Annotated in this window: 29 protein-coding genes; 13 read left to right on the top strand and 16 right to left on the bottom strand. The window is 43.6% G+C overall.

What is annotated here, in order from left to right:
- Position 1: 1 nt before the first annotated feature.
- The 6 genes from SMUL_RS15840 to pseB are packed head-to-tail and all read right to left on the bottom strand — an operon-like array spanning position 2 to position 5,256.
- Positions 2-538 carry a GNAT family N-acetyltransferase gene (locus tag SMUL_RS15840; protein WP_025346229.1) on the bottom strand — a complete coding sequence of 179 codons (537 nt, stop codon included), beginning with the start codon at positions 536-538 and terminating at the stop codon, positions 2-4.
- 16 nt (positions 539-554) lie between these two features.
- Positions 555-1,598 carry a pseudaminic acid synthase gene (pseI, locus tag SMUL_RS15835; protein ID WP_025346228.1) on the bottom strand — a complete coding sequence of 348 codons (1,044 nt, stop codon included), beginning with the start codon at positions 1,596-1,598 and terminating at the stop codon, positions 555-557.
- A complete protein-coding gene (pseG, locus tag SMUL_RS15830; RefSeq protein WP_025346227.1) occupies positions 1,595-2,476 on the bottom strand; it encodes a UDP-2,4-diacetamido-2,4,6-trideoxy-beta-L-altropyranose hydrolase in 882 nt (293 codons plus the stop codon). The genes pseI and pseG overlap by 4 nt, the downstream gene beginning before the upstream one ends.
- On the bottom strand, positions 2,454-3,161 hold the full coding sequence (gene pseF, locus SMUL_RS15825; RefSeq protein ID WP_038533592.1) for a pseudaminic acid cytidylyltransferase: 708 nt from the start codon (positions 3,159-3,161) through the stop codon (positions 2,454-2,456). Before pseF ends, pseG begins: the two co-directional genes overlap by 23 nt.
- On the bottom strand, positions 3,149-4,270 hold the full coding sequence (gene pseC, locus SMUL_RS15820) for a UDP-4-amino-4,6-dideoxy-N-acetyl-beta-L-altrosamine transaminase (RefSeq protein WP_025346225.1): 1,122 nt from the start codon (positions 4,268-4,270) through the stop codon (positions 3,149-3,151). Before pseC ends, pseF begins: the two co-directional genes overlap by 13 nt.
- A complete protein-coding gene (gene pseB, locus SMUL_RS15815; protein ID WP_025346224.1) occupies positions 4,267-5,256 on the bottom strand; it encodes a UDP-N-acetylglucosamine 4,6-dehydratase (inverting) in 990 nt (329 codons plus the stop codon). Before pseB ends, pseC begins: the two co-directional genes overlap by 4 nt.
- Before the next feature lie 115 nt (positions 5,257-5,371).
- On the opposite strand from pseB, the gene SMUL_RS15810 reads away from it, so the two are divergent.
- The 6 genes from SMUL_RS15810 (at position 5,372) to SMUL_RS15785 (ending at position 9,220) form a co-directional block, all read left to right on the top strand.
- Positions 5,372-6,091, top strand: a complete 720-nt coding sequence (locus SMUL_RS15810; RefSeq protein ID WP_025346223.1) for a flagellin — start codon at positions 5,372-5,374, stop codon at positions 6,089-6,091.
- Between the two features lie 30 nt (positions 6,092-6,121).
- Positions 6,122-6,709: a class I SAM-dependent methyltransferase gene (locus tag SMUL_RS15805; RefSeq protein ID WP_025346222.1), complete on the top strand. Its 588-nt coding sequence runs from the start codon at positions 6,122-6,124 to the stop codon at positions 6,707-6,709.
- Positions 6,706-7,488 carry an alpha/beta hydrolase gene (locus tag SMUL_RS15800; protein WP_025346221.1) on the top strand — a complete coding sequence of 261 codons (783 nt, stop codon included), beginning with the start codon at positions 6,706-6,708 and terminating at the stop codon, positions 7,486-7,488. Before SMUL_RS15805 ends, SMUL_RS15800 begins: the two co-directional genes overlap by 4 nt.
- Positions 7,481-8,653, top strand: a complete 1,173-nt coding sequence (locus SMUL_RS15795) for a class I SAM-dependent rRNA methyltransferase (protein ID WP_025346220.1) — start codon at positions 7,481-7,483, stop codon at positions 8,651-8,653. The genes SMUL_RS15800 and SMUL_RS15795 overlap by 8 nt, the downstream gene beginning before the upstream one ends.
- Before the next feature lie 62 nt (positions 8,654-8,715).
- The gene (locus SMUL_RS15790; protein WP_025346219.1) at positions 8,716-8,964 is read left to right on the top strand and encodes a type II toxin-antitoxin system RelB/DinJ family antitoxin; all 249 of its coding nucleotides are present in this window, start codon (positions 8,716-8,718) and stop codon (positions 8,962-8,964) included.
- Positions 8,951-9,220, top strand: coding sequence for a type II toxin-antitoxin system YafQ family toxin (locus tag SMUL_RS15785; RefSeq protein WP_025346218.1), 270 nt, complete (start codon positions 8,951-8,953; stop codon positions 9,218-9,220). The genes SMUL_RS15790 and SMUL_RS15785 overlap by 14 nt, the downstream gene beginning before the upstream one ends.
- Positions 9,221-9,236: 16 nt before the next feature.
- On the opposite strand, the gene SMUL_RS15780 is transcribed toward SMUL_RS15785, so the two are convergent.
- Genes SMUL_RS15780 through dcd form a run of 3 tightly spaced genes read right to left on the bottom strand, consistent with a single transcriptional unit; the run spans position 9,237 to position 10,909 of the window.
- The gene (locus SMUL_RS15780) at positions 9,237-9,692 is read right to left on the bottom strand and encodes a hypothetical protein (protein ID WP_025346217.1); all 456 of its coding nucleotides are present in this window, start codon (positions 9,690-9,692) and stop codon (positions 9,237-9,239) included.
- Between the two features lie 11 nt (positions 9,693-9,703).
- Positions 9,704-10,342: a GNAT family N-acetyltransferase gene (locus tag SMUL_RS15775; RefSeq protein ID WP_025346216.1), complete on the bottom strand. Its 639-nt coding sequence runs from the start codon at positions 10,340-10,342 to the stop codon at positions 9,704-9,706.
- A 6-nt stretch (positions 10,343-10,348) separates the two neighbouring features.
- Complete coding sequence (dcd, locus tag SMUL_RS15770) at positions 10,349-10,909, bottom strand: dCTP deaminase (protein WP_025346215.1); 561 nt, start codon at positions 10,907-10,909, stop codon at positions 10,349-10,351.
- A gap of 91 nt (positions 10,910-11,000) precedes the next feature.
- Here dcd and accB point away from each other — a divergent pair, with 91 nt between their 5' ends.
- Both accB and SMUL_RS15760 read left to right on the top strand, forming a co-directional pair.
- The gene (gene accB, locus SMUL_RS15765; RefSeq protein ID WP_025346214.1) at positions 11,001-11,471 is read left to right on the top strand and encodes an acetyl-CoA carboxylase biotin carboxyl carrier protein; all 471 of its coding nucleotides are present in this window, start codon (positions 11,001-11,003) and stop codon (positions 11,469-11,471) included.
- The gene (locus SMUL_RS15760; RefSeq protein ID WP_025346213.1) at positions 11,471-12,802 is read left to right on the top strand and encodes an acetyl-CoA carboxylase biotin carboxylase subunit; all 1,332 of its coding nucleotides are present in this window, start codon (positions 11,471-11,473) and stop codon (positions 12,800-12,802) included. The genes accB and SMUL_RS15760 overlap by 1 nt, the downstream gene beginning before the upstream one ends.
- Before the next feature lie 199 nt (positions 12,803-13,001).
- Here the strand turns inward: SMUL_RS15760 and SMUL_RS15755 are convergent, their stop codons facing one another.
- Positions 13,002-13,856, bottom strand: a complete 855-nt coding sequence (locus tag SMUL_RS15755) for a peptidylprolyl isomerase (protein ID WP_025346212.1) — start codon at positions 13,854-13,856, stop codon at positions 13,002-13,004.
- A gap of 200 nt (positions 13,857-14,056) precedes the next feature.
- Here SMUL_RS15755 and gltX point away from each other — a divergent pair, with 200 nt between their 5' ends.
- Genes gltX through upp form a run of 3 tightly spaced genes read left to right on the top strand, consistent with a single transcriptional unit; the run spans position 14,057 to position 17,360 of the window.
- Positions 14,057-15,460 (top strand): glutamate--tRNA ligase, encoded by a 1,404-nt coding sequence (gene gltX / locus SMUL_RS15750; RefSeq protein WP_025346211.1) that lies wholly within the window; start codon positions 14,057-14,059, stop codon positions 15,458-15,460.
- A complete protein-coding gene (locus tag SMUL_RS15745) occupies positions 15,450-16,727 on the top strand; it encodes a malic enzyme-like NAD(P)-binding protein (protein ID WP_025346210.1) in 1,278 nt (425 codons plus the stop codon). The genes gltX and SMUL_RS15745 overlap by 11 nt, the downstream gene beginning before the upstream one ends.
- Positions 16,728-17,360, top strand: a complete 633-nt coding sequence (upp, locus tag SMUL_RS15740; protein WP_025346209.1) for a uracil phosphoribosyltransferase — start codon at positions 16,728-16,730, stop codon at positions 17,358-17,360.
- Positions 17,361-17,394: 34 nt separating this feature from the next.
- On the opposite strand, the gene eat is transcribed toward upp, so the two are convergent.
- From eat to SMUL_RS15715, 5 genes are all read right to left on the bottom strand, one after another.
- The gene (eat, locus tag SMUL_RS15735; RefSeq protein ID WP_025346208.1) at positions 17,395-18,798 is read right to left on the bottom strand and encodes an ethanolamine permease; all 1,404 of its coding nucleotides are present in this window, start codon (positions 18,796-18,798) and stop codon (positions 17,395-17,397) included.
- Between the two features lie 30 nt (positions 18,799-18,828).
- On the bottom strand, positions 18,829-19,680 hold the full coding sequence (eutC, locus tag SMUL_RS15730; protein WP_025346207.1) for an ethanolamine ammonia-lyase subunit EutC: 852 nt from the start codon (positions 19,678-19,680) through the stop codon (positions 18,829-18,831).
- On the bottom strand, positions 19,677-21,083 hold the full coding sequence (locus SMUL_RS15725) for an ethanolamine ammonia-lyase subunit EutB (protein WP_025346206.1): 1,407 nt from the start codon (positions 21,081-21,083) through the stop codon (positions 19,677-19,679). Before SMUL_RS15725 ends, eutC begins: the two co-directional genes overlap by 4 nt.
- Positions 21,084-21,275: 192 nt before the next feature.
- Positions 21,276-22,637, bottom strand: coding sequence for an NADP-specific glutamate dehydrogenase (gdhA, locus tag SMUL_RS15720; protein ID WP_025346205.1), 1,362 nt, complete (start codon positions 22,635-22,637; stop codon positions 21,276-21,278).
- Between the two features lie 34 nt (positions 22,638-22,671).
- Positions 22,672-23,328: an MqnA/MqnD/SBP family protein gene (locus SMUL_RS15715; RefSeq protein WP_025346204.1), complete on the bottom strand. Its 657-nt coding sequence runs from the start codon at positions 23,326-23,328 to the stop codon at positions 22,672-22,674.
- Between the two features lie 120 nt (positions 23,329-23,448).
- On the opposite strand from SMUL_RS15715, the gene SMUL_RS15710 reads away from it, so the two are divergent.
- Both SMUL_RS15710 and SMUL_RS15705 read left to right on the top strand, forming a co-directional pair.
- Positions 23,449-24,192 (top strand): TerC family protein, encoded by a 744-nt coding sequence (locus tag SMUL_RS15710; protein ID WP_025346203.1) that lies wholly within the window; start codon positions 23,449-23,451, stop codon positions 24,190-24,192.
- Positions 24,192-25,199, top strand: coding sequence for a rod shape-determining protein (locus tag SMUL_RS15705; RefSeq protein WP_025346202.1), 1,008 nt, complete (start codon positions 24,192-24,194; stop codon positions 25,197-25,199). Before SMUL_RS15710 ends, SMUL_RS15705 begins: the two co-directional genes overlap by 1 nt.
- A gap of 43 nt (positions 25,200-25,242) precedes the next feature.
- Here the strand turns inward: SMUL_RS15705 and SMUL_RS15700 are convergent, their stop codons facing one another.
- A complete protein-coding gene (locus SMUL_RS15700; protein ID WP_025346201.1) occupies positions 25,243-26,826 on the bottom strand; it encodes a methyl-accepting chemotaxis protein in 1,584 nt (527 codons plus the stop codon).
- Positions 26,827-26,914: the final 88 nt, after the last annotated feature.

Here is a 26,914-nt window from a genome sequence, read left to right as displayed (position 1 = left end):
TTTAGTTCCTTATCGTGAGTTGCGAAGCTGTTTTTAAAATGGGTTGAAAGAGCTTGGAACTTTTTTTCATCTGCCATTCTTCATGACTTAATGCCATCGTGCAAAAGGAAGATGGTTGTGTATCTCTCATTTTAAATCCTAAACGTTCATTGAATTTTAAAGCAGGGTTGTTTTCAACATGCACGAAAGACTTAACACTGTGTGCACGATAATGATTAAAAAGTGTATCTAAAAAAAAGAGTGCAACGGCTGATGTCACAAGCGGTGAGGTTGTTGGATCAAAAAAAAGTCCCCATGAGGGTGAGCAACTTTTAAGCGCATTCGCATGGATTGCCCCTTGAATGATCTGTTCATCTTTGAGGGCTAAATAAAGTGCGTCATCATTGCTTTTCAGTGTTTCCACCCATGCAAGATGGTCGCTAAACGCAATTTCTTTTTGGGTTGGCGTATAGCGAAGAATCGCTTCTTGGTTGCGCAGTGCCAAAAGGGCTTTGTGTTCTTCTTGCGTGAGCCTAAAATAGGGGGTCAAATAGAGCATCTAAGGTCTTCTTTTCTCATGACACTATAACATCTTCAAGGCGTAAAGGTGTCCCGAATGCTAAGTCGCAGGCAGCTTTTTTGCCAAGGATTTCGTGTAAATGACGTGGATGCAAGCCATTGCAAGGGCGCACACTTTTGATGTTGTCCCGTGTTAACATCTCTCCTTTGCGAATCGGCGCACTCACATAAAGGCTTCGATTGAAACGGCGATTTTTGAGCTTAAACGCGTCCATCTCGTAATGCACATCGCCTAAAAGAAGCTCTGTTTCGCGCACGGCGTTACTCATGGCAGAAAACGCCTCCATATCAAGCGAAAATGCTGCGTCAGCCCCACCGATGGAGCGATCCAGGATGAAATGTTTCTCAATGACGCGCGCCCCTAATGCCACGGCGGCAATGGGAGCACTCATGCCCAACGTGTGGTCAGAAAGTCCTGCGATAACGCCAAAACGGTTTGCCAAATCAGGAATCGTTTTAAGATGCGCATGCTCAAGGGGTGCGGGGTAAGAACTGGTGCATTGAAGGAGAATAATCTCTTCATTGTTCTCTTGTTTGCAAATGGCAACGGCCTCTTCAATCTCTTCAACATAGGCAGTTCCTGTTGAGATAATCATCGGTTTATGCTCTTTAGCACACGTGCGAATCAGCGCATGATCGGTGATCTCAAACGAGGCGATTTTATACGCAGGTGGATCAAATTGTCGTAAAAAATCGACCGCAGTTTCATCAAATGGAGACGAAAAACAGATAAGCCCCTCTTCCTTTGCCGTGCGAAAAAGCGTTGCGTGCCACTCCCATGGCGTGTAGGCTTTTTGGTAAAGATCGTACAGTTTTGCACTGTCCCAGAGTGTACCACCTTGGATGATAAACTCGTCTCTGTCGCAATCAAGCGTGATCGTATCGGCGCGATAGGTTTGCAGTTTAATCGCGTCCGCCCCCGCTTTTTTGGCCGCCTTAATCGTCTCAATTGCTGTTTGCAACGAGCCATTGTGGTTGGCGGAGAGCTCAGCGATGATGAACGTTTTGGTGCTTTTAAAATCAAAATCAGCGATCTTCAAAGGGTTTCTCCTTGCATCCATGCGTGAATGAGGGTTTTGAGTGTTTGAGGCTCAAAATCGTGCATAACTGGATAATCATGCTCCTCTAAATATTGATACATATCGTCTTGATTGATGGCTACTTTAATCGCAATAAAGGGCATTTCCATAAAAAGCACCTCATGGAGTATTCCGCTAGGCGTGACAATCGCGAATTTGCTTTGATTCATGATTTTGGCAACCTCCTTTGAGTTTACATGTAAAGCGATGTTTGGAAACACCTCGACGTAGCGTTGAAGCTCGTGCAGATGGGCATTGGCTGTGGTTGAAAGTATGCTTACATGTAACGATTTTGGAAGGGTTTTTAAAATCTCTAACGTCAAATTCCCCGCGTCACTTCCACCCATCGCAATCAGCACATCGTAGATCTTTTCACGCGCGATTTTTTTCTCATCTTTAAACTCCTCGCGAATCAGCGTATACGCACTGCCACAACGCAATTCACACCCCTTGGGCACAAGGTTTGCGTAACGCGCGGCATCGGCGCAGATGGTGTGATTGAGCAGTATATCGCAGTGATGCGGTTGATACGTGTCATCAAAGCTGAGGATGGTGACATTTGTCGCCTCTTTCACGGTTTGCTCAAAACGCGCGTCAATGCCATAATGGTCGATCACCAAAAGGTTTACATGTAAAGATTTTATGAGCGCTATAAGTTCGTCTGCATCGTTGGTTTGAAGGATGTTAACTTCATAGGGAATCTGCTCAATGATACTGCCTTGAAGCGCTTGGCACGCAAACAAAATTTCGCCTTCCACGCTTTGTGCCAACACAAGATCGCGCATAATGTGCCCAAGCCCGATGGTGCTCGAACTATCAGCTCTTATCAGTGTTTTCATGAAGCACTTTGTACATGAGTTCGGCGCGTGTCCAATCTTCGGGCGTGTCGATGTCTTGGACGAGATGGCGTGGAAGAACGATGGGAATACTTTCACTTCCAAACATCACATCGTGCGTGGTTTTATGAAGAGCATGCCAATAAAATTGTCCTGCATCTTGGTACGCTTCCTCTAAGTCTTGGCTACGAGCAGAAAATTTGTCTTTCCAGAACATTTCGCACCGTTTTGCTTCGGTAATTTTAAACGTGCGCCAAATCGGAAAAGGCATCGATGTGACGGAAAAGGCGTACACTGCGTTACTCTCACGTAGTTTTTCAAAGCCTTCGATGAGGTAGCGTGGCTCTAAAAGAGGGGCAGTCGCGTAAATCGCGCAAGCAAAATCATACGTTTCACCTCTTTCGTGCAAGGTTTGAAGGGCGTGTTCCACCACCGCACCCGTGCCTGTAAAGTCATCACTCAGTTCATGAGGTCGCAGAAAAGGAACCTCGGCGCCATACTGTTTGGCAACCGTTGCGATCTCTTCATCATCGGTACTAACGATAATTTTTTCAAAAAGTCCACTTTGAAGCGCCACTTCAATACTGTAGGCGATCAGCGGTTTACCGCAAAAATCTTTAATGTTCTTGCGAGGAATGCGCTTGCTTCCGCCACGTGCGGGGATGATGGCGATATTCACCTGTTGCATCCTTTGATTTTTTCAATCTCCTCAATAAGCGTATCGGCAACCAATGTGGCATCTTCCATGCGCATGCCTTGATGACACGGAATGGAGAGTTCGGCACGGTAAAAATCTTCGGCATTTGCGAGACGGTGTTCGCCAAAACGTTCTTTGTAGTAGCTAAATTGGTAGATCGGTTTGTAGTGGACTTGCACTCCAATGCCTTTTACATGTAAAGATTCAAAAAGTTCTTCTTTTGCGCACCACAAGGAGGAAGAGAGCAAAATAGGGTAGAGGTGGTAACTGCTTTTTTTCGTTGGCGCAATTGCAATCGTCGTAAAGTAAGGATTGTTTTGAAAGCGTTCATCGTAATAGCGTGCAATGTCTGCGCGTTTGGCGATAAAGCTATCGAGTCGCTTCAGCTGAGAAAGCCCCAACGCACACGCAACATCGCTCAAACGGTAGTTCTCACCAAGCACGATCATATCGGAATTCCAGTGTGTTTTTTTTACGACGCCATGACTGCGTAAGAGTTTGGCTTTTTCGTAAAATTCCGTGTTATTGGTCGCAATGGCACCACCTTCAAACGTGGTAATGGGCTTAATCGCGTGAAAACTAAAGATGGTCATATCCGCCACATTGCCCACTTTTTGCCCATCGATCTCACTTCCAAGCGCATGGCTCGCATCGTCGATCAAAAAGAGTTTGTGTGTGTTGCAGAGGTTTTTAAGTGTTTGAATCTCAACAGGATTGCCTCCAAAATCGACCGCACTGACCGCTTTGGTTTGAGGTGTGATCAGAGCTTCGATTTTGCGCTCATCGATGTTTCCATCCCATTTGATGTCGCAAAAAATAGGTTTTGCACCGCATTGAATCGCGGTATTGGAAGTCGCAGCAAAGCTTAGCGGTGTCGTGATGATCTCATCACCTTCGTGAAGCCCGATGATCTGATAGGCGACATGTAACGCCGAAGTCGCGGAGTTCATGACGCAGACATGTTTCACTCCAAGATAATGCGCCAAAGCCTCTTCAAAGTCGCTGACGATTTTGCCACCCGTGAGAAAATCGCCTTTTAATGTCTCAACAACCGCGTCGATATCGCTTTGATCAATGCTCTGTCTGCTGTAGGGAATCATGCCTCGATCATCTCCTTCAAACTGTTGGCATCCAGCCACTGTGTGTTGGTGTCTGAACTGTACTCAAAGCTCAATTCTACGGGCGTTCCCTTCTCCTTGAGTGCGTTACATGTAAAGTCGGCTTTTTGGGAAAATTGGATGGTGGGTTGAATGACAAAATGGTCGTGAAATTCGAGTGTTAAGTGACTGTCATCTTTAGGCACCATCACTTCGTGCATCTTCTCGCCTGGTCGAATTCCGATAATTTTAATACCCAGATGCGGCGCCATAGCATGCGCAAGATCGGACATCTTCATGGAAGGAATTTTAGGGATGAAAATCTCACCACCCTTCATGCGCTCAAAATTTTTCAGAACGAAATTGACCCCTTGCTCCAACGTAATCCAAAAACGCGTCATATGCTCATCGGTGATGGGAAGCTCATTTGCTCCTTCTTCAATCAGCCGTTTAAACAGGGGCACCACGGAGCCACGACTGCCTAAAACATTGCCATAACGTACGACGGAAAAACGTGTTTGGCGTGCTCCTCGGATGTTATTGGCGGCGACAAAAAGTTTGTCACTTGCAAGTTTGGTAGCACCATAAAGATTGATAGGATTGGCGGCTTTATCGGTGGAGAGCGCGATCACTTTTTGCACTTCGCATGCAAGCGCCGCGTCGATGACATTTTGGGCACCGTAAATATTGGTTTTAATGCACTCCATTGGGTTGTATTCAGCGATGGGAACATGTTTGAGCGCGGCAGCGTGAATTACAAAATCCGCGCCATACATCGCACTTTTAAGACGGTTTGCGTCTCGCACATCGCCGATAAAAAAGCGCATGCACGAATTGGTAAATTGTTGTGCCATTTCGTACTGTTTGAGTTCGTCGCGCGAGAAAATGATGATCTTGTTGGGTGTGTAATTTTTTAAAAGAATTTCCGTATATTTTTTGCCAAAACTGCCCGTACCGCCCGTAATGAGTATATTTTTACCGTTAAACACACTAGCCCTTTGTGTCAGTTTTTTATCTTTTAAAGCAATTTTAATTCCGCTTCTTATTTGACAAGTGTATCATAGGAGTAGTATAATAAAGACAACTTTAAACAAGGAGCCTGTGATGACCATTTCAAGCAGTTCCAATAATCAAATTTTAAACTTGATTTCCCAAAATAAAAACAATACAGATACAACGTTAGAGAAAATTGGGGCAACACGAGAACTCAGTGGCAAAGACAGTGCCAGTCTTATCATCTCTGATGCGCTGAGTTCTCAAATTTCTTCATTGACTCAAAATGTTCAAAATGCCAATGAGACGATCAGCATGTACCAGATCGCAGACTCTTCATTGCAAGCGATTAGTGCAGGAACGGATAAGCTCAATGAACTCTCTGTGAGTTACAATAATGCTTCTTTAAATAGCGATCAAAAAGCGATGATTCAAGAGGAGTTTAATGCGATTAGCAGCTCTATGCAAGACATTGCGACACAGAGCACTTACAATGGACAAAATTTACTTTCCAGTAACTATGGGCTGGATGTAAGTGGGCTGAGTGAACTCTCAGTCGATGATCAAGAAGGCATCGCTAATTTTAGAGAAAATCTCAGCACTTTAAGCCAAACGACAAGCACACAGATTAATTCTGCCAGCAGTTCCATTACCAATTCACTCACGGCCATTACCAATTTAAGCAGTGCAAATTCACAGATCTCTGAAACTCCACTCGATCAAAAAATTGCCTCATTAAAAAGTGATGAGATCAAACTAACCAGCTCAGTTCTCGCACAAGTACATCAAAATAGCATGATGCAACAAAGCGTTTCGACACTTTTAAGCTAAAAGTGTCCCCTTCTTTTTTAGCCTCCTTTTATGCCACGAATTAACAATAAAACGTTTTATGAAAATGCCATAAAGCGTTATGGCTGTACGGCACGAGGTCTTAATTGGAACTCCAAACAGTCTCAACACACCCGTTTTGAAGTGATTCATGAGCTTTTGGGAGAGCATTTGCCCTCCAGTAGCGTTATTGATGCAGGGTGTGGCTTTGGCGATTTGTATCTTTTTTTGCAGCAAAAAGGCGCATTGCCTCGAAAATACACAGGCTACGATATGCTTGAAGAAGCTCTTTTTGTGGCGCATAAACGCACAAAGCAGACGTGTGTGCATAAAGATATTTTAAACGATGAACTAGAATGCGCGGACTTTTACATCGCCAGTGGTTCGATGAATATCTTGAACCGCTTTGAGACCTTTTTGTTTATCCGCCGTTGTTACGAAGTTTCCAAAAAAGGGTTTGTCTTTAACCTCCTTAGAGGTGAAGAAACGCAGGGGCATTTTAACTACTTTTTACCTGAAGAAATCGAAGCGCACGTGAGTGATTTTGTGTACGATGTGGAAATTTACGAGGGCTATATGGATGGCGATTTTACGGTGTTTTTGAAGAAGGAAGAACGATGAAAAAACTCTTATTTGGGGTGATCGGATTTTATTTGGTAGCGATGGGGTATCTCTATTTTACACAGAACGATCAGCTTTTCCCCGCTAAATTGATTGAAAAGCACCCCAAAGTCAGTGGTGAAAACATTGCGCCACTCTCTTTACATGTAAAGGGTGAAGCCGTGTTAGATGGCGTGCTTCGCTCCGATGCACAAAGCGATGCAGGGTTGATTCTCTACTTTGGTGGAAATGCTGATGATGCAACACGCTTTGTTTTAGACGTAAAAGCGTTACAAGGGTATGATATAGTTGCCTTTAACTACCGAGGGTATGTTGAAAGCACAGGCGAGCCTAGCGAGCAAGCTTTTTTTGAAGATGCTTTGAAAATTTATGACACCTATGCCAAGGGTCGCAAAGTGGTTGTGATAGGGCGAAGTTTAGGCACAGGCGTTGCGACGTATCTTGCCAGCAAACGCGTTGTGGACGGCTTGGTTTTAATCACACCGTATGATTCGATCCTCTCTTTAGCCAAGCTCAAGTACCCTTTCTTCCCGATTGATCTTTTGCTCAAAAACAAATTTGAAAGTGTGAATTACCTCCCTTTAGTCAAAGCAAAAATTGCTGTCATCGAAGTTGAAAATGATCTGCTCATCCCACGATATCATCTTGAAAAACTCTTAGAAGCGATGCCAACCAAACCTTTACATGTAACGTTATTTAACACAACGCACGAGAGCGTGCTCGAATATCCTGCATTTACCAAAGAGTTACAAACTATATTAGGAAAAATCATTGAATAAAGTATACGTAAAACACTCCGTTGTTCCCAAAATCAGACGCTTTACCCCATGGGTGTACGCCAACGAAATCGACTCAAGCGCTGAGGAGTTTCAAAGTGGTGAGATAGTCGCACTCTTCTCCAAAAAAGACGGTTTTTTAGGAACCGCGTATGTCAATCCCAAATGTGCCATTTTCGCACGAATCTTGAGTTTTGGCAAAGAAGAGATCGGCAAAAAGTTTTTCCATAACCGCATCAAAAAAGCGATCAATAAGCGTGAAGCACTTCTAGCGCAAACCAATGCCGTGCGACTCATCCACTCCGAAGCCGATTTTTTACCAGGACTGATCGTCGACAAATACGGCGACACACTCTCCCTTCAGATCAACACCGCAGGCATGGAAGTCTTTCGCGAACTCATCCTCAGCACCCTCAAACAGCTCGTAAATCCTTCATGGATCGTCGAAAAATCAGACGTTCACTCCCGCGAAATCGAAGGTTTGGAGAGTAAAAATGGCACACTTTTTGGAACTCCCACCAAAGAATTTACACTGAGTGAAAATGGGCTCAATTTTTTAGTCGACATCGAAGATGCCCAAAAAACAGGCTTTTACCTCGATCAGCGCAAAAACAGAGCCATCTGTGCCAGTTATATCAAAGAAAACGACACGGTGCTTGACATCTGCTGTAATGCGGGTGGTTTTGGCATCTACGCACTCTCCAAAGGTGCAAAAAATGCGGTCTTTGTGGACATCTCTGAATCAGCGATAGAGCAAACCAAAGTAAACTTGCACGCCAATGCAATGGAGACGTATGAAACCTATGCAGCCGACGCGTTTACGTTTATGAAAGAGAAAAAATATAAAAATAGTTTTGATCTAATCGTCCTTGACCCACCATCCTTCGCCAAAACCAAAGAGCAAGCCAGTGGTGCCAAACGAGGTTTCAAACACCTCCTGATGGAAAGTACCAAAGCGGTCAAAGATGGCGGTTTAATCGCACTCTTTTCTTGCTCCTTTCACGTCGGCAAAAAAGAGCTTTTGGAGATCGCAATGGAAGTCTCCCACGATCTTAAAGTGCAATACATACTGCTTGAGCAAATGCAACAAGACAGCGACCATCCGTGCCTTATCAATGCCTCTGCATCGTTTTATTTGAATGGGTTGTTGTTGAGGGTGGAGAAGTAATTGACAAGGTTTTGTGATTGCTCTATAATACTATCGTAGTATAAATTTGAAAGGAGAAAATCATGAGGCAAACCACAAGCATCAAACTGGACCCCACTGTCAAACAAGAAGCGCAAGAGATTTTTGCAACACTTGGTTTAACCCTAGGCGAGGCTGTCAATCTCTTTTTAAATCAAGTCCGCCTTAGAAAAGGCATCCCTTTTGACATCGAAATACCTAATGCAAAAACACAAAAAATATTGCAAGAGATTCGAGAAGGTAAAAATGTTGACACTTTTTCACTTGATGAGTTGAAACGTGCCAACGCTTAAACGGCATAAATCATTTTTAAAAGATTATGCCCATGCGAAATTAACAGACACTCAATTTGAAAAGCTCGTTTCTTTTTTAGCGCTCTTAAAAGAGGGTAAAGAACTCCCTCCAGAATCAAAAGACCATACGTTAAAAGGTAACTGGAAAGATTTTAGGGAGTGTCATCTAGGTGGCGATGTTTTATTAGTGTATCAAAAAATAAATGATGAAATCATCTTGGCAAGACTTGCAACGCATAGTGAACTTTTTGGCTAAAGATCCAGAAGTAGCCTTACGCTACTTCAAACTTCCCCTCATCAATAAAGCTCAAAAACTCAATTTTGAATTTTGCTCTGTTCTCACTCTCTTGAATCCACGGTAGGTGGATTTTTCGTTCGGCTTGGATGATGGGAAACCATGTTTTTTGTAGATCATGATCGAGCATACAGCGATCATAAATCGACTCTAAAAAGTTCCAGATAATAAATGCGTAGATGTCATACTCCACCTCTTGTTCGGCACTTCGTTCACTGTTTTTTTGGACCAAGTGCGGTTTGGCAAGGGCTTCTTTGAGAATTTCGAAGTACATTTTATCGATTTCGCCGTAGTGGACGATTTGCATGGTTTTACGGTAGGTTCGCATCGAATAAATAAGTGCAAAAATAGCCAAAGTCGTTGCGATAATGCCCATAATGGAACTAATCGCTGTCCAGAGGGTTTCGTATTGGTCGCTTAAAAAAATCTCCATCAAAAATCCTTTTACATAAGGGTTAAAATCTGTGGTACATGCGCTAACATGTGCGCAATGCGTGGGTCTGTTTTGGAGCATCCATACACATTTTCATAAAGTTTTTCAAGCCATGTTTGCAAGCTCTCTTTCGAAACTTCGCGCAGAGTTGGATGGTATACCAAAAGCTCCATTGGAGGAGCAAGTTCACTGGTTTGAGAGGGAAGGATATAATCAAATGGATCTATTTTTAACGCACCCAAACGACGGTAAAATTCTTCCCGTTTTTCACGAATTTCTTGCTCTTTCGAGCTTTTTTCAGGTGAGTCGATTTCGATCAAAAGTGCGCGTGTACCATGCGTTTTAAAAAGATGATCAATGCTACTTTGTAAAAGCGTGGAGCCAAGTCCAATACCACGAAGACTCTCATCAACCGCCATGTATTCAAGCAAGCAAAAATTGTCATCGTGCGGATGGTACATAATGCAAAATCCAACAATTTTTTCGTCATTGTAAGCAAGATAAATCGTGTAAAAAGAGGCGTGTTGCATCGCTAAAAGTGCATCGCGAGATTTTTGTTCACAAAGGGGAAATGCAGTAGAGTAGATGGCATAAAAACCATCAAACTCTTCTGCATTGGTGTGTTCTAAAGCCTTTACATGTAAAGCCATCAGCGGTTATTTTAAAATGCGTGGTAAGGTAATGCCTGTTTGCCCTTGGTACTTACCGTGCTTATCTTTATAGGTGGTTTCACACGCGGTATCACCCTCTAAAAAGAGGACTTGCGCGATGCCTTCGTTGGCATAAATTTTGGCGGGGAGTGGTGTCGTGTTTGAAATTTCGATGGTGATGTGACCTTCAAATTCTGGCTCAAAAGGTGTTACATTCACAATGATGCCACAACGTGCATAGGTGCTTTTTCCTAGACAAATGGCTAGGACGTTTTTTGGGATTCTAAAGTACTCAACCGTACGTGCTAAGGCAAACGAGTTTGGGGGGACAATACAGATGTCACCTTCAAAATCGATGACATTTTTATCGTCAAATTCTTTGGGGTCAACCACGGTGGAATTGACATTGGTAAAGATCTTAAATTCACGTCCTACGCGGATGTCATACCCGTAACTGCTCACACCATAACTGACGACATCTTTGCCCACTTGCTCTTCGCAAAAAGGCTCTATCATACGCTCTTTGAGCGATTTTTCTCGTATCCAACTGTCTGCTTTTAAACCCATAACTTCCCTTAAGTGATCGTATATATTTAGTGTGGTATTATAACACATTTTATGTCATGCCAAAAAATGGCAAATATTTAGGAGAAACCGAATGGACAAAAGTGAGATTAGAGAGTTAATACGTATTTTTGATAAAAGCGATATTACAAAACTGAAAATCAAAGAGGGTGATTTTAGCATTGAACTTCAAAAAGGTTTTGATGGTCCTGTTGCGTATGCAGCAGCGCCTGTTATGCAAGCTCCAAGCGTTGTGCCTGCGTCTACTACTGTAGCACCTGCCGCGCACGTTGGTGGCGAAGCAAGCATTAATGCGGCACCGACTGGACTTAGTATGAAATCACCGATGGTAGGAACATTCTACAAATCTCCAGCTCCGGGTGCGGCTCCGTTTGCAAAAGTAGGCGATATTATCCGTAAAGGTCAGCCTATCGGAATTATCGAAGCGATGAAAATTATGAATGAAATCGAAGCAGAGTTTGACTGTAAAATTTTAGAAATCCTTGTTGAAGATGGTCAGCCAGTAGAATACGATATGCCAATCTTTGCGGTGGAGAAAGTGTAATGAAGATTGAGAAAATTCTTGTTGCTAATCGCGGCGAGATCGCCCTTCGCGCAATAAGGACCATCAAAGAGATGGGCAAGCAAGCGATTGCGGTTTATTCTACTGCGGACAAAGATGCGCTCTATCTTCAACATGCCGATGCGAGTATTTGCATTGGTGGGCCAAAATCATCGGAGAGTTATCTTAGTATTCCTTCGATCATCAGCGCGGCTGAGATCAGTGGGTGTGACGCGATCTTTCCAGGGTATGGTTTCTTAAGTGAAAATCAAACGTTTGTCGAAGTGTGCCAACATCACAACATCAAATTTATCGGTCCTTCGGTTGACTCTATGGTTTTGATGAGCGATAAATCCAAAGCCAAAGATGTGATGAAAAAAGCAGGTGTACCTGTAATTCTTGGGAGCGAAGGCATTCTTGAGAGTGTTGAAGACGCTAAAAAATTGGCTGAGCAGATCGGGCTTCCTGTTATTGTGAAAGCCAGTGCTGGCGGTGGCGGACGTGGTATGCGTGTGGTTGAGAAGATGGAAGATTTGGAAAAATCGTTTCTTGCTGCGGAGAGTGAAGCGCTCAGTGCCTTTGGTGATGGCGCGCTTTATATGGAAAAATACATCAAAAATCCTCGTCACATCGAAGTGCAAGTCATTGGCGACTCGTTTGGCAATGTCGTACACATTGGTGAGCGCGACTGTTCATTGCAACGACGTCACCAAAAATTGATCGAAGAATCTCCTGCTATTGCACTCGACGCCAAGACCAGAGCACGACTTCATGAAGTCGCGGTTAAAGCGACCAAATACATCGGCTATGAAAATGCGGGTACGTTTGAGTTTCTTTTAGATGCCGATAAAAACTTCTACTTTATGGAAATGAACACGAGACTTCAAGTGGAGCATTGTGTGAGTGAAATGGTCAGTGGCATTGACATCATCGAATGGATGATTCGCGTGGCGGAGGGTGAAAAACTCTTTGATCAAAGTGCACTTAGCTTTAAAGGTCATTCGATTGAATGTCGCATTACGGCGGAAGATCCTGTCAAATTCATTCCAAGCCCCGGTAAGATTACAAAGTACATCATCCCAGGAGGGCGCAATGTGCGTATGGATTCGCATGCGTATCAAGGCTACATCGTGCCACCCAATTATGACTCCATGATTGGAAAACTTATTGTCTGGGGCGAGAGCCGCACACGCGCTATTGCGAAGATGAAACAAGCGTTGAGTGAGTTGCAAATTGAAGGCATTAAAACGGTTCGTGATTTTCACTTAAATATGATGGACAATGAAGATTTTATCGAGAATAATTTCGATACAAACTACCTTTCACGTTATTAGACTGCTTGCAAAATTCATTTTGCAAGCAGAAAAACACCAAAGGTGCGCGGGCTTACTGCCGAAGTAAACCCAGTGTTAACGTAGTCTTTAGAGCTTTGCTTTAAAGACGTATTTAGAATAAGAATCTATAAAAAAAGGGGGGGGTGAGCTTTAAAATGGCTCACCCCCCCTTTTTTACATGTAAACGTTTAGAACCGTTTTAAGGTGCTCTAACAACTTGAATATTGGCAGAAGATTTGAGTTTTTCAAAAAATTCTTCAATCGCTTTTTGCTCTTTACCTTCACTCAACTTTGAATAGATATAATTTTTAGCATTCTCAAATGAGACACTTTGAACATTGTGTTTCTCTTTCACAAAAAACATCGCGTAGTTATTTGCATCGGATTTGACAACAGGCGAAAATTTACCAATGGCGGTTTTGTTAAGCAGGGCTGCTAATTTTGGATCGGTTTTACTCGCTTCAAGTTTTCCCTCTTTAAGTTCAACATCATTGACGGCACTCATAGGGTTGTTTTGAATCGCAGCAAGGCTTTGTTGATTTGCGCTGGTATAGATCGTTACATCAAACGCACTGGCTTGTGAAAATTCATTGAGGTTTTCGTTGTAATAGGCTTGAAGCTCACCATCACCCATCTGTTGCATTTTGGTATTGACGATTTTTTTATACAGTTTATCGCGTTGCAATTTCTTTTTAAGATCTTCTTTGTACTCAGAGACATCAATGTTTTTTGAGCGAATCATGTTGAGAAAGTCGTATTGACTCATGTTGTTGCTGATTGCCAAATTTTCGATGTACTGGTCGACTTCAAAACTATCAACGACGATATTTTGTTTTTTGATCTCAGACTCTTCAAGTTTTTGTCGTACCAAAATATCCAAAGACTCTTTTTTAGAGATGTTAAAGCGTTGTGAGTATTTGAAAACATCATAAAGGGTGATGGGTTCTTTGTTAATAATGACTGAAACGCCATCAATGGTTCCCGCATTTGCAGGTGAAAAAAGAAGGGTAGCACTCAACGTTACAAAAGTTAACACCTTTAGTTTTATCTTCATCAATAGTCCTTTGTTTTAAGAAAAATAGCTATATAATCGTGTTTGTATTAAAAATAAGAGCTACGAATGATAACATGTTTTTAGACAAAAGAAATTAAAAAAGTGTTTTTGCGTCCGCTCTCGTAGAATTTTTAGTTACCGCGTAACAAAATGATACATAATTTATACATAATTCATCAAATTATAATGAAGGTAGAGTCATGATAGTGACACGTTTTGCCCCTAGCCCTACGGGATATTTGCATATTGGAGGGCTTCGTACAGCTCTTTACAGCTATCTTTGGGCAAAAAGAAACAGTGGAAAATTTTTATTTCGCATTGAAGATACAGACCTCGCGCGAAACTCTAAAGAAGCCGCAGACGCCATTGTAGAAGCGTTTAAATGGGTTGGATTGGCGCATGAAGGTGAGATTGTGTATCAGTCTGAGCGTTTTGATCTGTATAAAAGCTATGTTCAAAAGCTTTTAGATGCGGGAAAAGCGTACAAATGTTATATGAGCAAAGAGGATCTTGATGCCCTTCGTGAAGCGCAATCCGCACGCAAAGAGCGCCCCCATTACGATGGCAGATACCGTGATTTTACAGGTACTCCTCCCGAGGGAGTCGAGCCTGTCATTCGCATCAAAGCGCCTACGAGTGGTGTGGTTTCCTTTGTCGATGGGGTCAAAGGTGAAGTGACTTTTAATGCGAGCGATATGTTGGATGATTTTATCATTGCACGCAGTGATGGTACGCCAACGTATAACTTTGTTGTTGTCATTGATGACGCGCTGATGGGTGTGAATGAAGTCATTCGTGGCGATGATCATCTCTCCAATACACCAAAACAGATCATTTTATACGAGGCACTTAGTTTTGACATTCCCAAATTTTACCATGTCCCGATGATCTTAAATCCTCAAGGTAAAAAGCTCTCCAAGCGCGATGGTGCAGTGGATGTGATGGATTATAAACGCGAAGGTTACTTGCCAGAAGCGCTGCTTAATTTTCTGATTCGTTTGGGCTGGAGTCATGGCGATCAGGAGATTTTCTCCTTTGAGCAAATGCAAGCACTCTTTGATCCTTCCCATATCAATAAATCAGCTTCGGCGTATAACCAAGAGAAGTTGGTTTGGCTGAATGCGCACTATATTAAGCAGGCGAGTTATGAGCGTTTAATTGAAGAATTGCGCTTTTTTGATGTCGATATTTCCTTACATGTAAAGAAAGCGTTACTGATTGACGCACTTCGTGATCGTGCAAAGACCTTGGTTGAGTTTGCAAGCCTTGTAAAGCAGATTTTAGAGGCACCAACGTGTTACGATGAAAAAGCCGTTGAAAAGTTCTTAACAGCCGATGGATTAGGCGTTTTAGAGCAGTATTTGGTAGCATTAAAAGGTGAAAAATCGCTTTTACTAGCGAGTGAATTTGAAACATTTACCAAAGCATTCTTAGAAGAGCGTGGTTTAAAACTTAAAGATTTGGCGCAAGCGATTCGTATTGCGATGGTAGGAAGTTCGGTCAGTCCTTCCATTTTCGACGTTTTGGAAATTATTGGATATGAAGACGTGGTCAAAAGAATCGAAACATTAATTTTATTTCAAAGGAGTTCTGGTGAGTCATAAAGGAAAAGTAACAAAAGAGGAATCTTTAGCATACCATGTCGGTGGAAAGATCGAGATCAATGTCAAAACACGTTGTGATACAGCCAGAGACCTTTCTATGGCCTATACTCCAGGTGTTGCGCATCCATGTTTAGAGATTGAAAAAGATAACGAATTAGCCTATACCTACACTAACAAGGGAAATCTTGTTGCGGTTATTACCGATGGAACCGCTGTTCTTGGACTTGGCGATATTGGCGCTGTTGCGGGTAAACCTGTTATGGAAGGCAAATCCGTTCTGTTTAAAAAATTTGCAGGCGTTGATGCTTTTGATATTGAACTGGATGAACATGATGCCGATAAAATCGTAGCGATCTGTAAAGCACTCGCTCCAACATTTGGGGGTATTAACCTTGAAGATATTAAAGCACCTAAATGTTTTGAGATCGAGACAAAACTTCAAGCATGCGTGAATATCCCTGTTATGCACGATGACCAACATGGAACGGCAATGATTACTTCTGCTGGACTTATCAATGCCCTTGAAATCAGCGGTAAAAAAATCGAAGATATGAAAATTGTTGTCTCAGGAGCTGGAGCAGCAGGGATTGCATGTGCGAAAATGTACAAACTTTTAGGGGCTAAAAAGATCGTTATGATCGATACCAAAGGTGTGATTCACTCTGGACGAACAGACCTTAACAGTTACAAAGCAGAGTTTGCCCTTGAGACAAGCGATCGAACGTTAGAAGATGCGATGAATGGTGCAGATATGTTCCTTGGGCTCTCAGCGCCTGGTGTCGTGACAGGAGAGATGGTCAAATCGATGAATCCATACCCAATCATTTTCGCCCTTGCAAACCCAACACCGGAAATCTTGCCAGAAGAGGTTCATGCGGTACGAGATGACGTGATGATGGGAACAGGAAGAAGTGACTATCCTAACCAAGTCAATAACGTGTTAGGCTTCCCGTTCATCTTTAGAGGTGCTTTGGATGTCAAAGCAACCAAAGTAACCGAAGGCATGAAAATGGCAGCGGCTGTGGCTCTCGCAAAATTGGCTAAAGAGGAAGTTCCCGCGTACGTTAAATCAGCGTACAATGGTGAAGATTTGAAATTTGGTATTCATTACATTATTCCTAAACCGTTTGATAGACGCGTGCTTGTCTGGGTATCTGCTGCGGTTGCAGAAGCGGCGATTAAAGACGGTGTTGCACGTGTTGAGGATTTTGATATTGGTCTGTACAAACGAGACCTTCAAGCGATGATCGACGCGGAGCAAAAATAAGTGAAAAATGTCCACGTCATCAAACATCCTCTTATTGCGCATAAACTCTCGATCTTAAGAGATGAAAAAACAGAGCCCTTTCATTTTCGACTTTTGGTGGACGAAATCTCGTATTTGATGCTCTTTGAAGCAACGAGAGATTTGCCTCTAAGAGACGTGAAGGTTCAGACTCCCGTTGCGGTGGCAAATACGCATAAATTAGATGTAAAGATCATGATCTGCCCCATTCTTCGTGCAGCTCTTGGTATGTTGGACAGTGTTTTTAAATTGATTCCTGATGCAAGTGTGGGCTTTTTGGGTTTTCAACGCAACGAAAAAACGCTTGAAGCCGAGTTTTACTATGCCAAACTTCCTGCTGACCACACAGAGCGCACTGCGATCATCATCGATCCAATGTTTGCAACGGGTGGAACTGCGATTGATGCAGTGAATTTTCTCAAAGGTAAAGGGGTGAAAGATATTCGCTTCCTCGCCTTGGTCTCAGCACCCGAGGGCTTAAAACGTTTTGGTGAAATTCACCCAGACGTTCCTGTCTTTACCGCGTGTGTTGATGAAGGACTCAATGAAAATGGTTACATCGTCCCAGGTCTTGGAGATGCAGGAGATCGTGTTTTTAATACTTTAGGTGCTTAAAAGATGTGAGGAGTTATCCTCACATCCACTCAATTTACAGTTCGTGTTCTAACTCTTGTTCTGCTTGCGCTATCATCGCAAACTCTTCTTCCGCTGTTTTGGCAACCAAATGATTTTTACTGTATGCAAAGAAGTAAAGTGCACCGATCGCATAAAGTACCAAGGTATAGTTGAAGGCTCTTGGATCAAACGCATAGACACCGGTTAGGGCGATAAGCGATAAAACCAGTGCAATGCCTGAGGTTACAATCCCTCCAGGGGTTTTATAGGGTCGTCTCATGTTAGGGTGTTTCACTCTTAAAAGGATATGGCTGAGTGACATCAAGGCATACGAAATCGTCGCACCTACAACTGCCATTGCAAGCATCAAATCACCTTCTCCGCTCAATGAAGCAAAAAATCCTAACACACCAGGAATAATTAAAGCCCATAGGGGTGTTTTTCGTGTGCCCGTGAGCGATAAAAATTGTGGTAAATACCCCGCACGTGAGAGTGCAAATACCAGCCTGCTGTACCCATAGATAATGGAAAAGAAAGAGGCGATAAGACCCGCAAGCGCTAAGACATTGACAAGGGTGGCAAGTTTAGTGCTACCTACGGCATTGAGAGCATCGACTAAAGGCACTTTGCTCTCACCCATCATCTGAGCACCACTGGCTCCTGCGAGTAAAAAAAGTACCAAGGCGGCGGTAAAAAGCAGAAACACCATTGCGCCGATGATGCCTTTTGGAACATCTTTAGCAGGATTTTTTGCCTCCTCAGCAGCGAGTGGAACGCCCTCAACCGCTAAAAAAAGCCACATAGCAAACGGCAATGCCGCCCAAACACCATGCCATCCTAAAGGCAAAAATGATGTAGCTCCCACAACGTCTTGCGCGGGCACTATGTCAAACAAATTGGCAACATTAAAATCACCGATCAACGCAACGGCTGTTGCAATAATGGCGAAAACGGCGAGGGCACTAATGACCATCATGGTTTTCAGTGCTTCACCCGCACCCAAAACATGGATACCAATAAACACCGCATAAAAAGCAGCGTAAACGATAGGCCCATCAATTCCCAAAAGTTGTTCCGTTGCCGCACCGATAAAAATAACAATCGCTGCGGGTGCGAGAGCGTATTCGATTAAAATTGCTAAACCTGTTAAGTAGCCTCCCGTTGGTCCCATGACGTGTCTGGCAAAACTGTAACCGCCACCCGCTGCTGGAATGGCTGCGGACATTTCCGCAAGAGAGAGCACGAGAAACATATACATCACCCCCATCAAAATAGAGGCGATTAAAAATCCACCCCAACCCGCTTGGGCTATACCAAAGTTCCATCCCGCAAAATCACCTGAGATAACATACGAAACTCCTAGCCCTGCTAAAAGTAACCAGCCTGCTGTTCCTTTTTTGAGCTGTCTTTTGGCTAAATACGCTTCATTGTGTGCCATGCTTTTTCCTTTTTCCATCATTAAATCCTTTTAGTTAAGTAGAAAGTTTTTTTCTTGCGTCATTTTTAACGTCTCATCTTCGTACGCTCTTTCTTTAATGGCGACCCCTGAGAGCTGTAATTTTCGTGATTCTTTTAATAAATAGAGCGTTTTTTTAGCGGCCTCCTCGTAACTTAATCCCTCTTTGCGAATGTTTGAGATGCAATTTCTATAAGCATCCGTGAGCCCAACTTTCGGCGCATAGGTCATGTACAATCCCAAACTATCGGGCGAACTAAGCCCAGGTCGCTCCCCAATAAGCACCACGACACTCTTTACATGTAAAAGCTCTCCCACTTCATCGCCAATGGCGACTCTGCCTTGCTCAACAATGCAAAAAGGGGCAAGTTTCCACTCCTGCGTATCTTTAGCAAGCTCTTTGGTCAGTGTTTGGATAAACGTTAAAGCATTTTCGTGAATGGCAAGGGAAGAGAGTCCATCGACCACCACGATAGCAAGGTCATACGACGCTCCTTGTTGTAACGCTTCTAAGCTCTGCCTTGAACGATCATCCAGTCTTCGTCCAAGGTCGGGGCGTTGGAGGTAACTGTCCCTGCTTTGGGCTTGTGAGTGAAGCAAAATAGGACTTACCCCTTCTTGCAAAAGCCCCTCCGCCTTGCCTTCACCTAAAAGACGTATGTCCAGAGGCAGACGCGCAAAACCTTCCAAAAGTGCGTTTACATGTAAAGGCAAATGCACGGCATCACGGGCTTTGGCGTGGGAGAGTTGAAAGTTCAAAAGTTCATGTGTGGGCACACTAATGCCCGCACGTCCAAGACCTATACGTGCGTCGGTGTACGCTCTTAATGCCGACCAAGGGTTTTTGACAACGGGATCATTCATGATGTAGGTCCTAAAACACTCGAGAGGGATTTTTCAAACAGTGGCGGTATCGCATCATTAAGTATATAGCCGTCCATGTTTTTGAAGATCTGCATTTTTTCAAGCCACGCTCCAAATTCGGGGGAGGGTTTAAGCCCCAACACCCGTCTTGCGTACAAGGCATCGTGAAACGAGGTGGTTTGGTAGTTGAGCATGATGTCATCTGAGCCTGGAATGCCCATGATGAAATTGACCCCCGCCACACCCAGGAGTGTGAGCAGGTTGTCCATATCGTTTTGATCGGCTTCGGCGTGATTGGTGTAGCAGATGTCACATCCCATTGGTATGCCTAAAAGCTTGCCACAAAAGTGGTCTTCAAGCCCAGCCCTGGTAATTTCTTTGCCATCATACAAGTACTCGGGTCCTATGAATCCTACAACAGTGTTGACAAGCAATGGGTTAAATTTTCGAGCCACCGCGTACGCTCTGGCTTCACAAGTTTGCTGATCGACCCCAAAGTTAGCGTTGGCGGAGAGTGAGCTTCCTTGTCCTGTTTCAAAGTACATGACGTTATTTCCCACCGTGCCACGGTGCAAAGAGAGTGCTGCTTCTTGCGCTTCTTTTAAGGTGGCGAGGCTAAAGCCAAAGCTTTCATTGGTCGCTTCTGTTCCACCGATGGATTGAAAGACCAAGTCAACAGGGGCGCCTTTTTCAATGGCTTCAATCGTGTTGGTCACATGGGTTAAGATGCACGATTGGGTAGGGATTTCATACTTCGCGATAATCTCATCGAGGAGTTTCAGGAGTTTAATCGCTTGCGTGACATTGTCCGTCGCGGGGTTAATGCCGATGACAGCGTCGCCATTGCCGTATAAAAGACCATCTAAAATACTTGCCGCAATGCCCATCATATCATCGGTGGGGTGGTTGGGTTGGAGTCTCGTGGAAAGCCGTCCACGAAGCCCAATGGTGTTGCGAAACGCGGTGATGACTTCGCATTTTTTGGCGACCATGATGAGTTCTTGATTGCGCATGATTTTACTCACCGCCGCAACCATTTCAGGCGTGAGTCCTTTTTGAAGAGCGCTTAAAACTTCGGGTGTTGTGGCGTCGCTTAAAAGCCAGTTTCTAAACTCACCCACGCTTAAATTGGCAATGGGAGAAAACGCCAAAGCGTCGTGTTCATCAACAATGAGTCGTGTCACTTCATCGCTCTCGTAAGGGACAAGCGCGGTTTGTAAAAACGTTTGAAGCGGTACTTCACTCAGGCGCATTTGCGCGATGACTCTCTCTTCTTCACAACTCGCCGCAACTCCTGCTAAAATATCGCCTGAGCGTTTGGGTGTCGCCTTTGCCATCAACGCTTTTAAGTCTTTAAACTGATACGTTTTACTTCCATAAACGAATTTATATTCGCTACTCATGTCCAGATTTCCTTTTTTGATAATGGAATCCTAACACGATAACGATATTTTTTGATCAAAGGAAGTGTATAGATTTTAATCAATCACGATAGGGTGATACGCGAAGATAACGAGGTGGCGTGAGGCACGTTTTGAAGCGCTCATCACGAAAAGAGCGCTTCAAAACATGCCTCATAAATCCTTACATGTAAACTAGACTGCGCCTTGGTCGATCATGGAATCAGCTACTTTCCTAAAGCCTGCAATGTTGGCTCCTAGCATCAAATTTCCCTCATTTCCAAACTCTTTGGAGGTAGCGTAGGCAAGATCAAAAATAGACTTCATAATCGAATGAAGTTTGCTATCGACCTCAGGGAACGTCCATTTTTGCATGCTGGCATTTTGGCTCATTTCAAGTTGACTGGTTGCAACGCCTCCCGCATTGGCGGCTTTGGCAGGGCCGTAAAACATCTTGTGGGAGATCATAAAGTCGATCGCACCGGGTGTGCTGGGCATGTTCGCACCCTCATTGACCAAGCGACAGCCATTTTTGTAGAGAATTTGGATGTCGGTAAGGTTGAGTTCATTTTGCGTTGCACTGGGAAAGGCGGCAAAACAAGGGATACTCCACACAGCATTGGTGCCTTGTGGGTAGTCGGATAGAGGAATGTAGACGGCATTGGGACGAATTTTGATGTACTCGCTCAGGTCTTTACGTGCCACCTCTTTGATCGCTTTCAGTGCTGTAAAGTCGATGCCATTTTTATCGTAAATCATCCCTTTTGAATCGCTACATGTAACGGGAAGTGCGCCCATCTCATAGAGCTTTTGGATCGTGTAAAGTGCAACGTTGCCAGCACCTGAGACGGTGCAGATTTTATCTTTGAGTGAGTCGCCTGCTTTGTTGAGAATGTTTTCTGCAAAATAGACCGAGCCATACCCTGTTGCTTCGGTGCGCGCGAGGGAGCCACCCCAGTTGAGCCCTTTACCCGTTAGTACACCTTCAAAACGACTCGTAAGGCGCTTGTATTCACCAAACATATAGCCAATTTCACGCCCACCCACGCCAATATCACCCGCAGGAATGTCTTTGGTTTCACCGATGTGTTTGGAGAGTTCGACCATAAACGATTGGCAAAAACGCATGATTTCGCCTTCACTTTTCCCTTTAGGATCAAAATTGCTTCCACCTTTGGCTCCACCGATGGCAAGACCTGTGAGGGAGTTTTTAAAAATCTGCTCAAAGCCTAAAAACTTGATGATACCAAGATTGACGCTTGGATGAAAGCGAAGACCGCCTTTGTAGGGTCCAATGGCGGAGTTAAACTGCACACGGTAGCCGATGTTGGTTTGGATTTTGCCTTGGTCGTCCATCCAGACAACGCGAAAGAGAATTTGACGCTCGGGGATGACAATGCGCTCTAAAATGTTGTACTGATCGTATTTGGGCTCAGCACGCAAGAGGGGTTCAAGGGAGATTAAAACCTCCTCAACGGCTTGGTAGAACTCGGTTTGTCCAGGGGTACTTTGGATCGTGGATTTTAAAACTTTCTCAATATCACTTTTCACAGACATCAGGCAACTCCTTTGGGGATTTTACGATGAAGGCTTAAAGGCGTTTGGCTTTTTTTAAAAACATAAAGAGTGCTTTTTGCTCTTTTCTTCCAATAGTATAGCTAATCAGTTTGAGATATTCTTTAATATTTTTCTCTGTTATACCACGCTCTTTCGCGTATTTAGAGAGAATGTAGTTAGGAATTTTGATGGGGTGTCGTACAAATTGAGTCGAGAGTCGTTTGTAAAAACTTTGACGAGTATTGACGCAAAAACGAGCAAATACAAACGGAAGATGATACTTCTCATGCCATGTTTGCGCAAGATCGATATAGGTTTCGGGCGATTCTAGATAGAGCTTTAGCGCGCGATCGCCTATGAATACTTCACCTTTTAACCCAAGGACACGGGCAAGCTTGTTCGATGTTGCAGAAGCGGGATCACTTTTGGGCTCACCTTTTTTAATGAGGACACTTTTGACATTTTTTTGCGCCACAATACCAATGTTGAGGCGTTTAATTGTGAGGCGTTTACTCTCAATACTTGAGATAAAAGCAGCATCCACAGTACGATTTCTAAATTTGCGATTGATGACGGAGGGAACGGCTTTTTGATGCTCACATGAGCGCTTAAAAGCGTTGGGGAGGGAAGAGCGTTTCAAGAAAACATGAAAGGGAAGAAGATTGATATAATCTATCTTACCAAAAACCATACAGACTCCTTATTTTAGGAAGTGTATTATAACTTACATAGCTTAACAAGAGGATTTACTAAGAAGAGTTATACCCAAAAGTCGGTACAATGAAACAAACAAAAATCAGGAAAGAATGAAATGTTAGAATCGTTGTTTACCCTCGAAGCGCTTATGGCGTTATTGACCTTGACGGCTTTAGAAATCGTGCTTGGCATCGACAATATTATCTTTATTGCGATTTTAGTAGGGCGTTTGCCGGCGCATCAAAGAGATAAAGGTCGTATTTTTGGACTTGCTCTTGCGATGATCACCCGCATCATGCTCTTGCTATCACTCTTTTGGATTATGAAGCTTACAACACCGCTTTTTACTATTCTTGGGCAAGCTATTTCAGGGCGCGATTTGATCTTAATCATCGGAGGACTTTTTCTGCTTGCAAAGTCAACGACGGAGATTCACCAAGATATTGAAGAGGCAGGCGAAGAGGCAAAAGAGCTCAAAAAAGGCTCACGCGGTTTTTTCAATACACTCATTCAGATCGCAATCTTAGACATTGTCTTTTCCCTTGATTCGGTCATTACGGCGGTGGGTATGGCCAATGACATCATCGTTATGATTTTAGCCGTTGTGATTGCTGTTGGGGTGATGATGTTTGCGAGTAAAGGTATCTCTAATTTTATCGATACGAACCCTACCATTAAAATCTTAGCACTCTCCTTTTTGATCTTAGTTGGTGTGACACTGATCGCTGAAGGGTTGGGGCTTCATATCTCAAAAGGATATGTTTACTTTGCGATGGCATTCTCCCTTGCAGTTGAGTCGATTAACATCTACAGTCGTAAGAAAAAAATTAAAAAATCAGTCGTACCTAAAGAGTCATAATGTTTGCAATTCTCCGATCTACCAACGCCTTTGCTATTGATCTTGGCACCAATAATACACTGGTGTATCAACCCAGTCGTGGGATCATTTTAGATGAGCCAACGTCCATTGCCTTTGATAATAACCGAAACTCATTTTTTGATGGCGGTGCTTCTTCAAGGCGCATGTGGGGTAAAAACCCAAAATACATTGAAGTGATGCATCCGCTCTCCAGAGGAGCAATCGCTAATTTGACCGTGGCGAAAGCCTACATCAAAGAGGTGATTTCCCGCATTGCACAACGTCGTTTTTTCAAGCCAACCATCGTGGTGAGTGTTCCGAGTGATTTGACGTCCATGGAGCGAAGTGCGGTGATAGAAGCGTGCAAAGATGGGGGTGCGCGTGATGTGATGCTCATCAAAGACCCTTTTTCTGCAGCCCTTGGTTCCATGCAGTCCATTGAGCTACCCAAAGGTGTTTTAGTGCTTGACATTGGTGCAGGCGTGAGCGATATTTCACTGCTTTCATGCAATGGCATTGTGATGAGTAAGTCGCTTCGTCTTGCGGGGAATGATCTTGATGAGGCGATTATCGAGTATTTTAAAGCGCATAAGCGTATTCTCGTCTCACATAACGATGCGGAGCGTTTGAAAAAAGAGCTGGGAAATTTGTTTGAAAACGAAGAAAAAACGATGAAGATCAATATAAAAAATCTCGTCTCAAGACTTCCTGAAAGTTTTGTGGTCAGCTCCACCGATGTACACCGTGCCATCATGCCTCTTGCCGATAAAATGGTAGCACTCACCCATTCGCTACTCTCAGAGCTCCCGCCTTCCTTTGCGCAAGATATTTACGATCAAGGCATCTTGCTTACAGGCGGCTCGTCGATGCTTCAAGGGCTCGATCGCTACCTCAGTGAGAAATTAGAGATACAGGTCAATCTTGTGGAAAATCCTCTGCACAACATCATCCTAGGCGCAGGACGTGCCATGGAAGAGACGCGTTACAGCTCCCTTTTAGGCACGTAAGGCTTTTTTGTTTAGGCTTTACATGTAAAGATATTTCACCCTCCTAAAAAGCTTGCAGTTTGAACTCTTGCATGTTGGCTTGAAGTGCGTCGGCCGTTATTTTTAGCTGTTTGGAAAACGATAAAAGTTCATTAGAGATTTCAGCCATTGAATGCGTCTGGACGGTGAGTTCTGTGGTGACTTTATGGATTTGCAAGCTCTCTTTTTGCTGTGTATTGGTCTCATGCTCTACGGTATTGAGTTCTTGATTGAGCGCCATAATCGCATGGCTAATGCCATCAAAAGAGCCAAGCGCAATTTGGGTTTGTGAAATAACCTCTTGCAAGCTTTGTGCACTTTGTTCAATTTGCCCTTTGACTTCCAATGCTTTACCATGGACATTGGCAACAATGTGCTCAATGTTCCCTGTCGCTTGATGCGACATTTCTGCTAGATGACGCACTTCATCAGCGACAACCGCAAACCCACGCCCATGTTCTCCCGCACGCGCCGCTTCAATGGCAGCATTTAGGGCTAAAAGATTGGTCTGATCTGAAATATCTTCAATCGCTAAAAGAATTTGACTGATTTGTTCGGTTGCAATGGCGAGGGATTCTGTCGTTTGTTGAATTTCGCTTGTGGCATGCGCCGCCATTTTAAGATCGTCAATGGAGACTTGCACGGTACTGCTGACGTGTGTATTATTGTTTAGAAGCGTTTGGGCATCTTCGATGGTGGCACTGGTAATGAGCCTAATTTGTTGGGAAATGGCACTAAAATTCTGATTGGTTTCATTAATTTTTTGGGTATGCGTTGAGACGTGTTCTGCTGTTTTTTCAAGCGTTATTACAATTTGACTAACCACCGTAGCGATATGATCAAGCTCCTTCGCTTTTGCCACAATGAAATGAATTTTTTGGCTCAAGTTCTCCACAATGCTATTGTATAAAGGGCCTAGTTCTGCGACTTCATCGGTACCAGTAAAGGTGAGTTTATGCCTGAAATCCCCATCGGAGAGCACTCGAAACGCTTCTCTAAACTGTTTGAGTTGCTTGGAGAGTATCGTCGGCAAATAGGTCGCTAAGCAGAGCATCACTAGAGCGATAACGCCTCCAACACTATTGATGATGACCATTTTGCGGTGCATCGTATCATTGGCAATTTTGAGCTCTTTTACCCCTTCTAGGGTAAGGGTTTGTGTTTCAATGGCTGAGGCAATGACATTTTGGCGTATTGCTTCTCTTTGGTTCATTGCTGTATCAATCAGCGCTTTAAAGCGGTCAATTTTTGGAGAAAGTGAGATCAGTGAAATTTGTTTGGCACGTTCGTCATTAAAGGAGACGATGAGCTTATCCATACTCTCAAAATCTTCCTTAAGGCTTTCAAATCCAGCTTTCAGAGTGGGTGAAAGCGCTATCAATAAAGGATGATTGAGGGCTTTTTCAAGCGTGGAATAGAGTGCGTTAAAATCAAGCCAATACGCACCATCGTGTAAAGAGGCATAGTTTTTTTGCGCTTTTTCCATAGACTCAAAGAGTGTTTTTGCTTCCAAAAGAAGGGCGATCTCTTTTTGCAAGGTATCAAGGTTTGAGAGTTCATCGCTTTGATGCGCTGTCTTGGATGAAACAGAATCCAGTCGGCTCTCCATTTGATTTTCCATACTAAAAAAGGAAAAGAGAGGTAGGAACCATAGCCTACAAACAGAAGAAAAAAGAGAAACATTAACGTAAAAATTT

The organism is Sulfurospirillum multivorans DSM 12446 (assembly GCF_000568815.1).
Lineage (GTDB): Bacteria > Campylobacterota > Campylobacteria > Campylobacterales > Sulfurospirillaceae > Sulfurospirillum > Sulfurospirillum multivorans.
The sequence above is the reverse complement of the archived record's forward strand: the minus strand, read 5'-3'. Positions and strand labels throughout refer to the sequence as shown.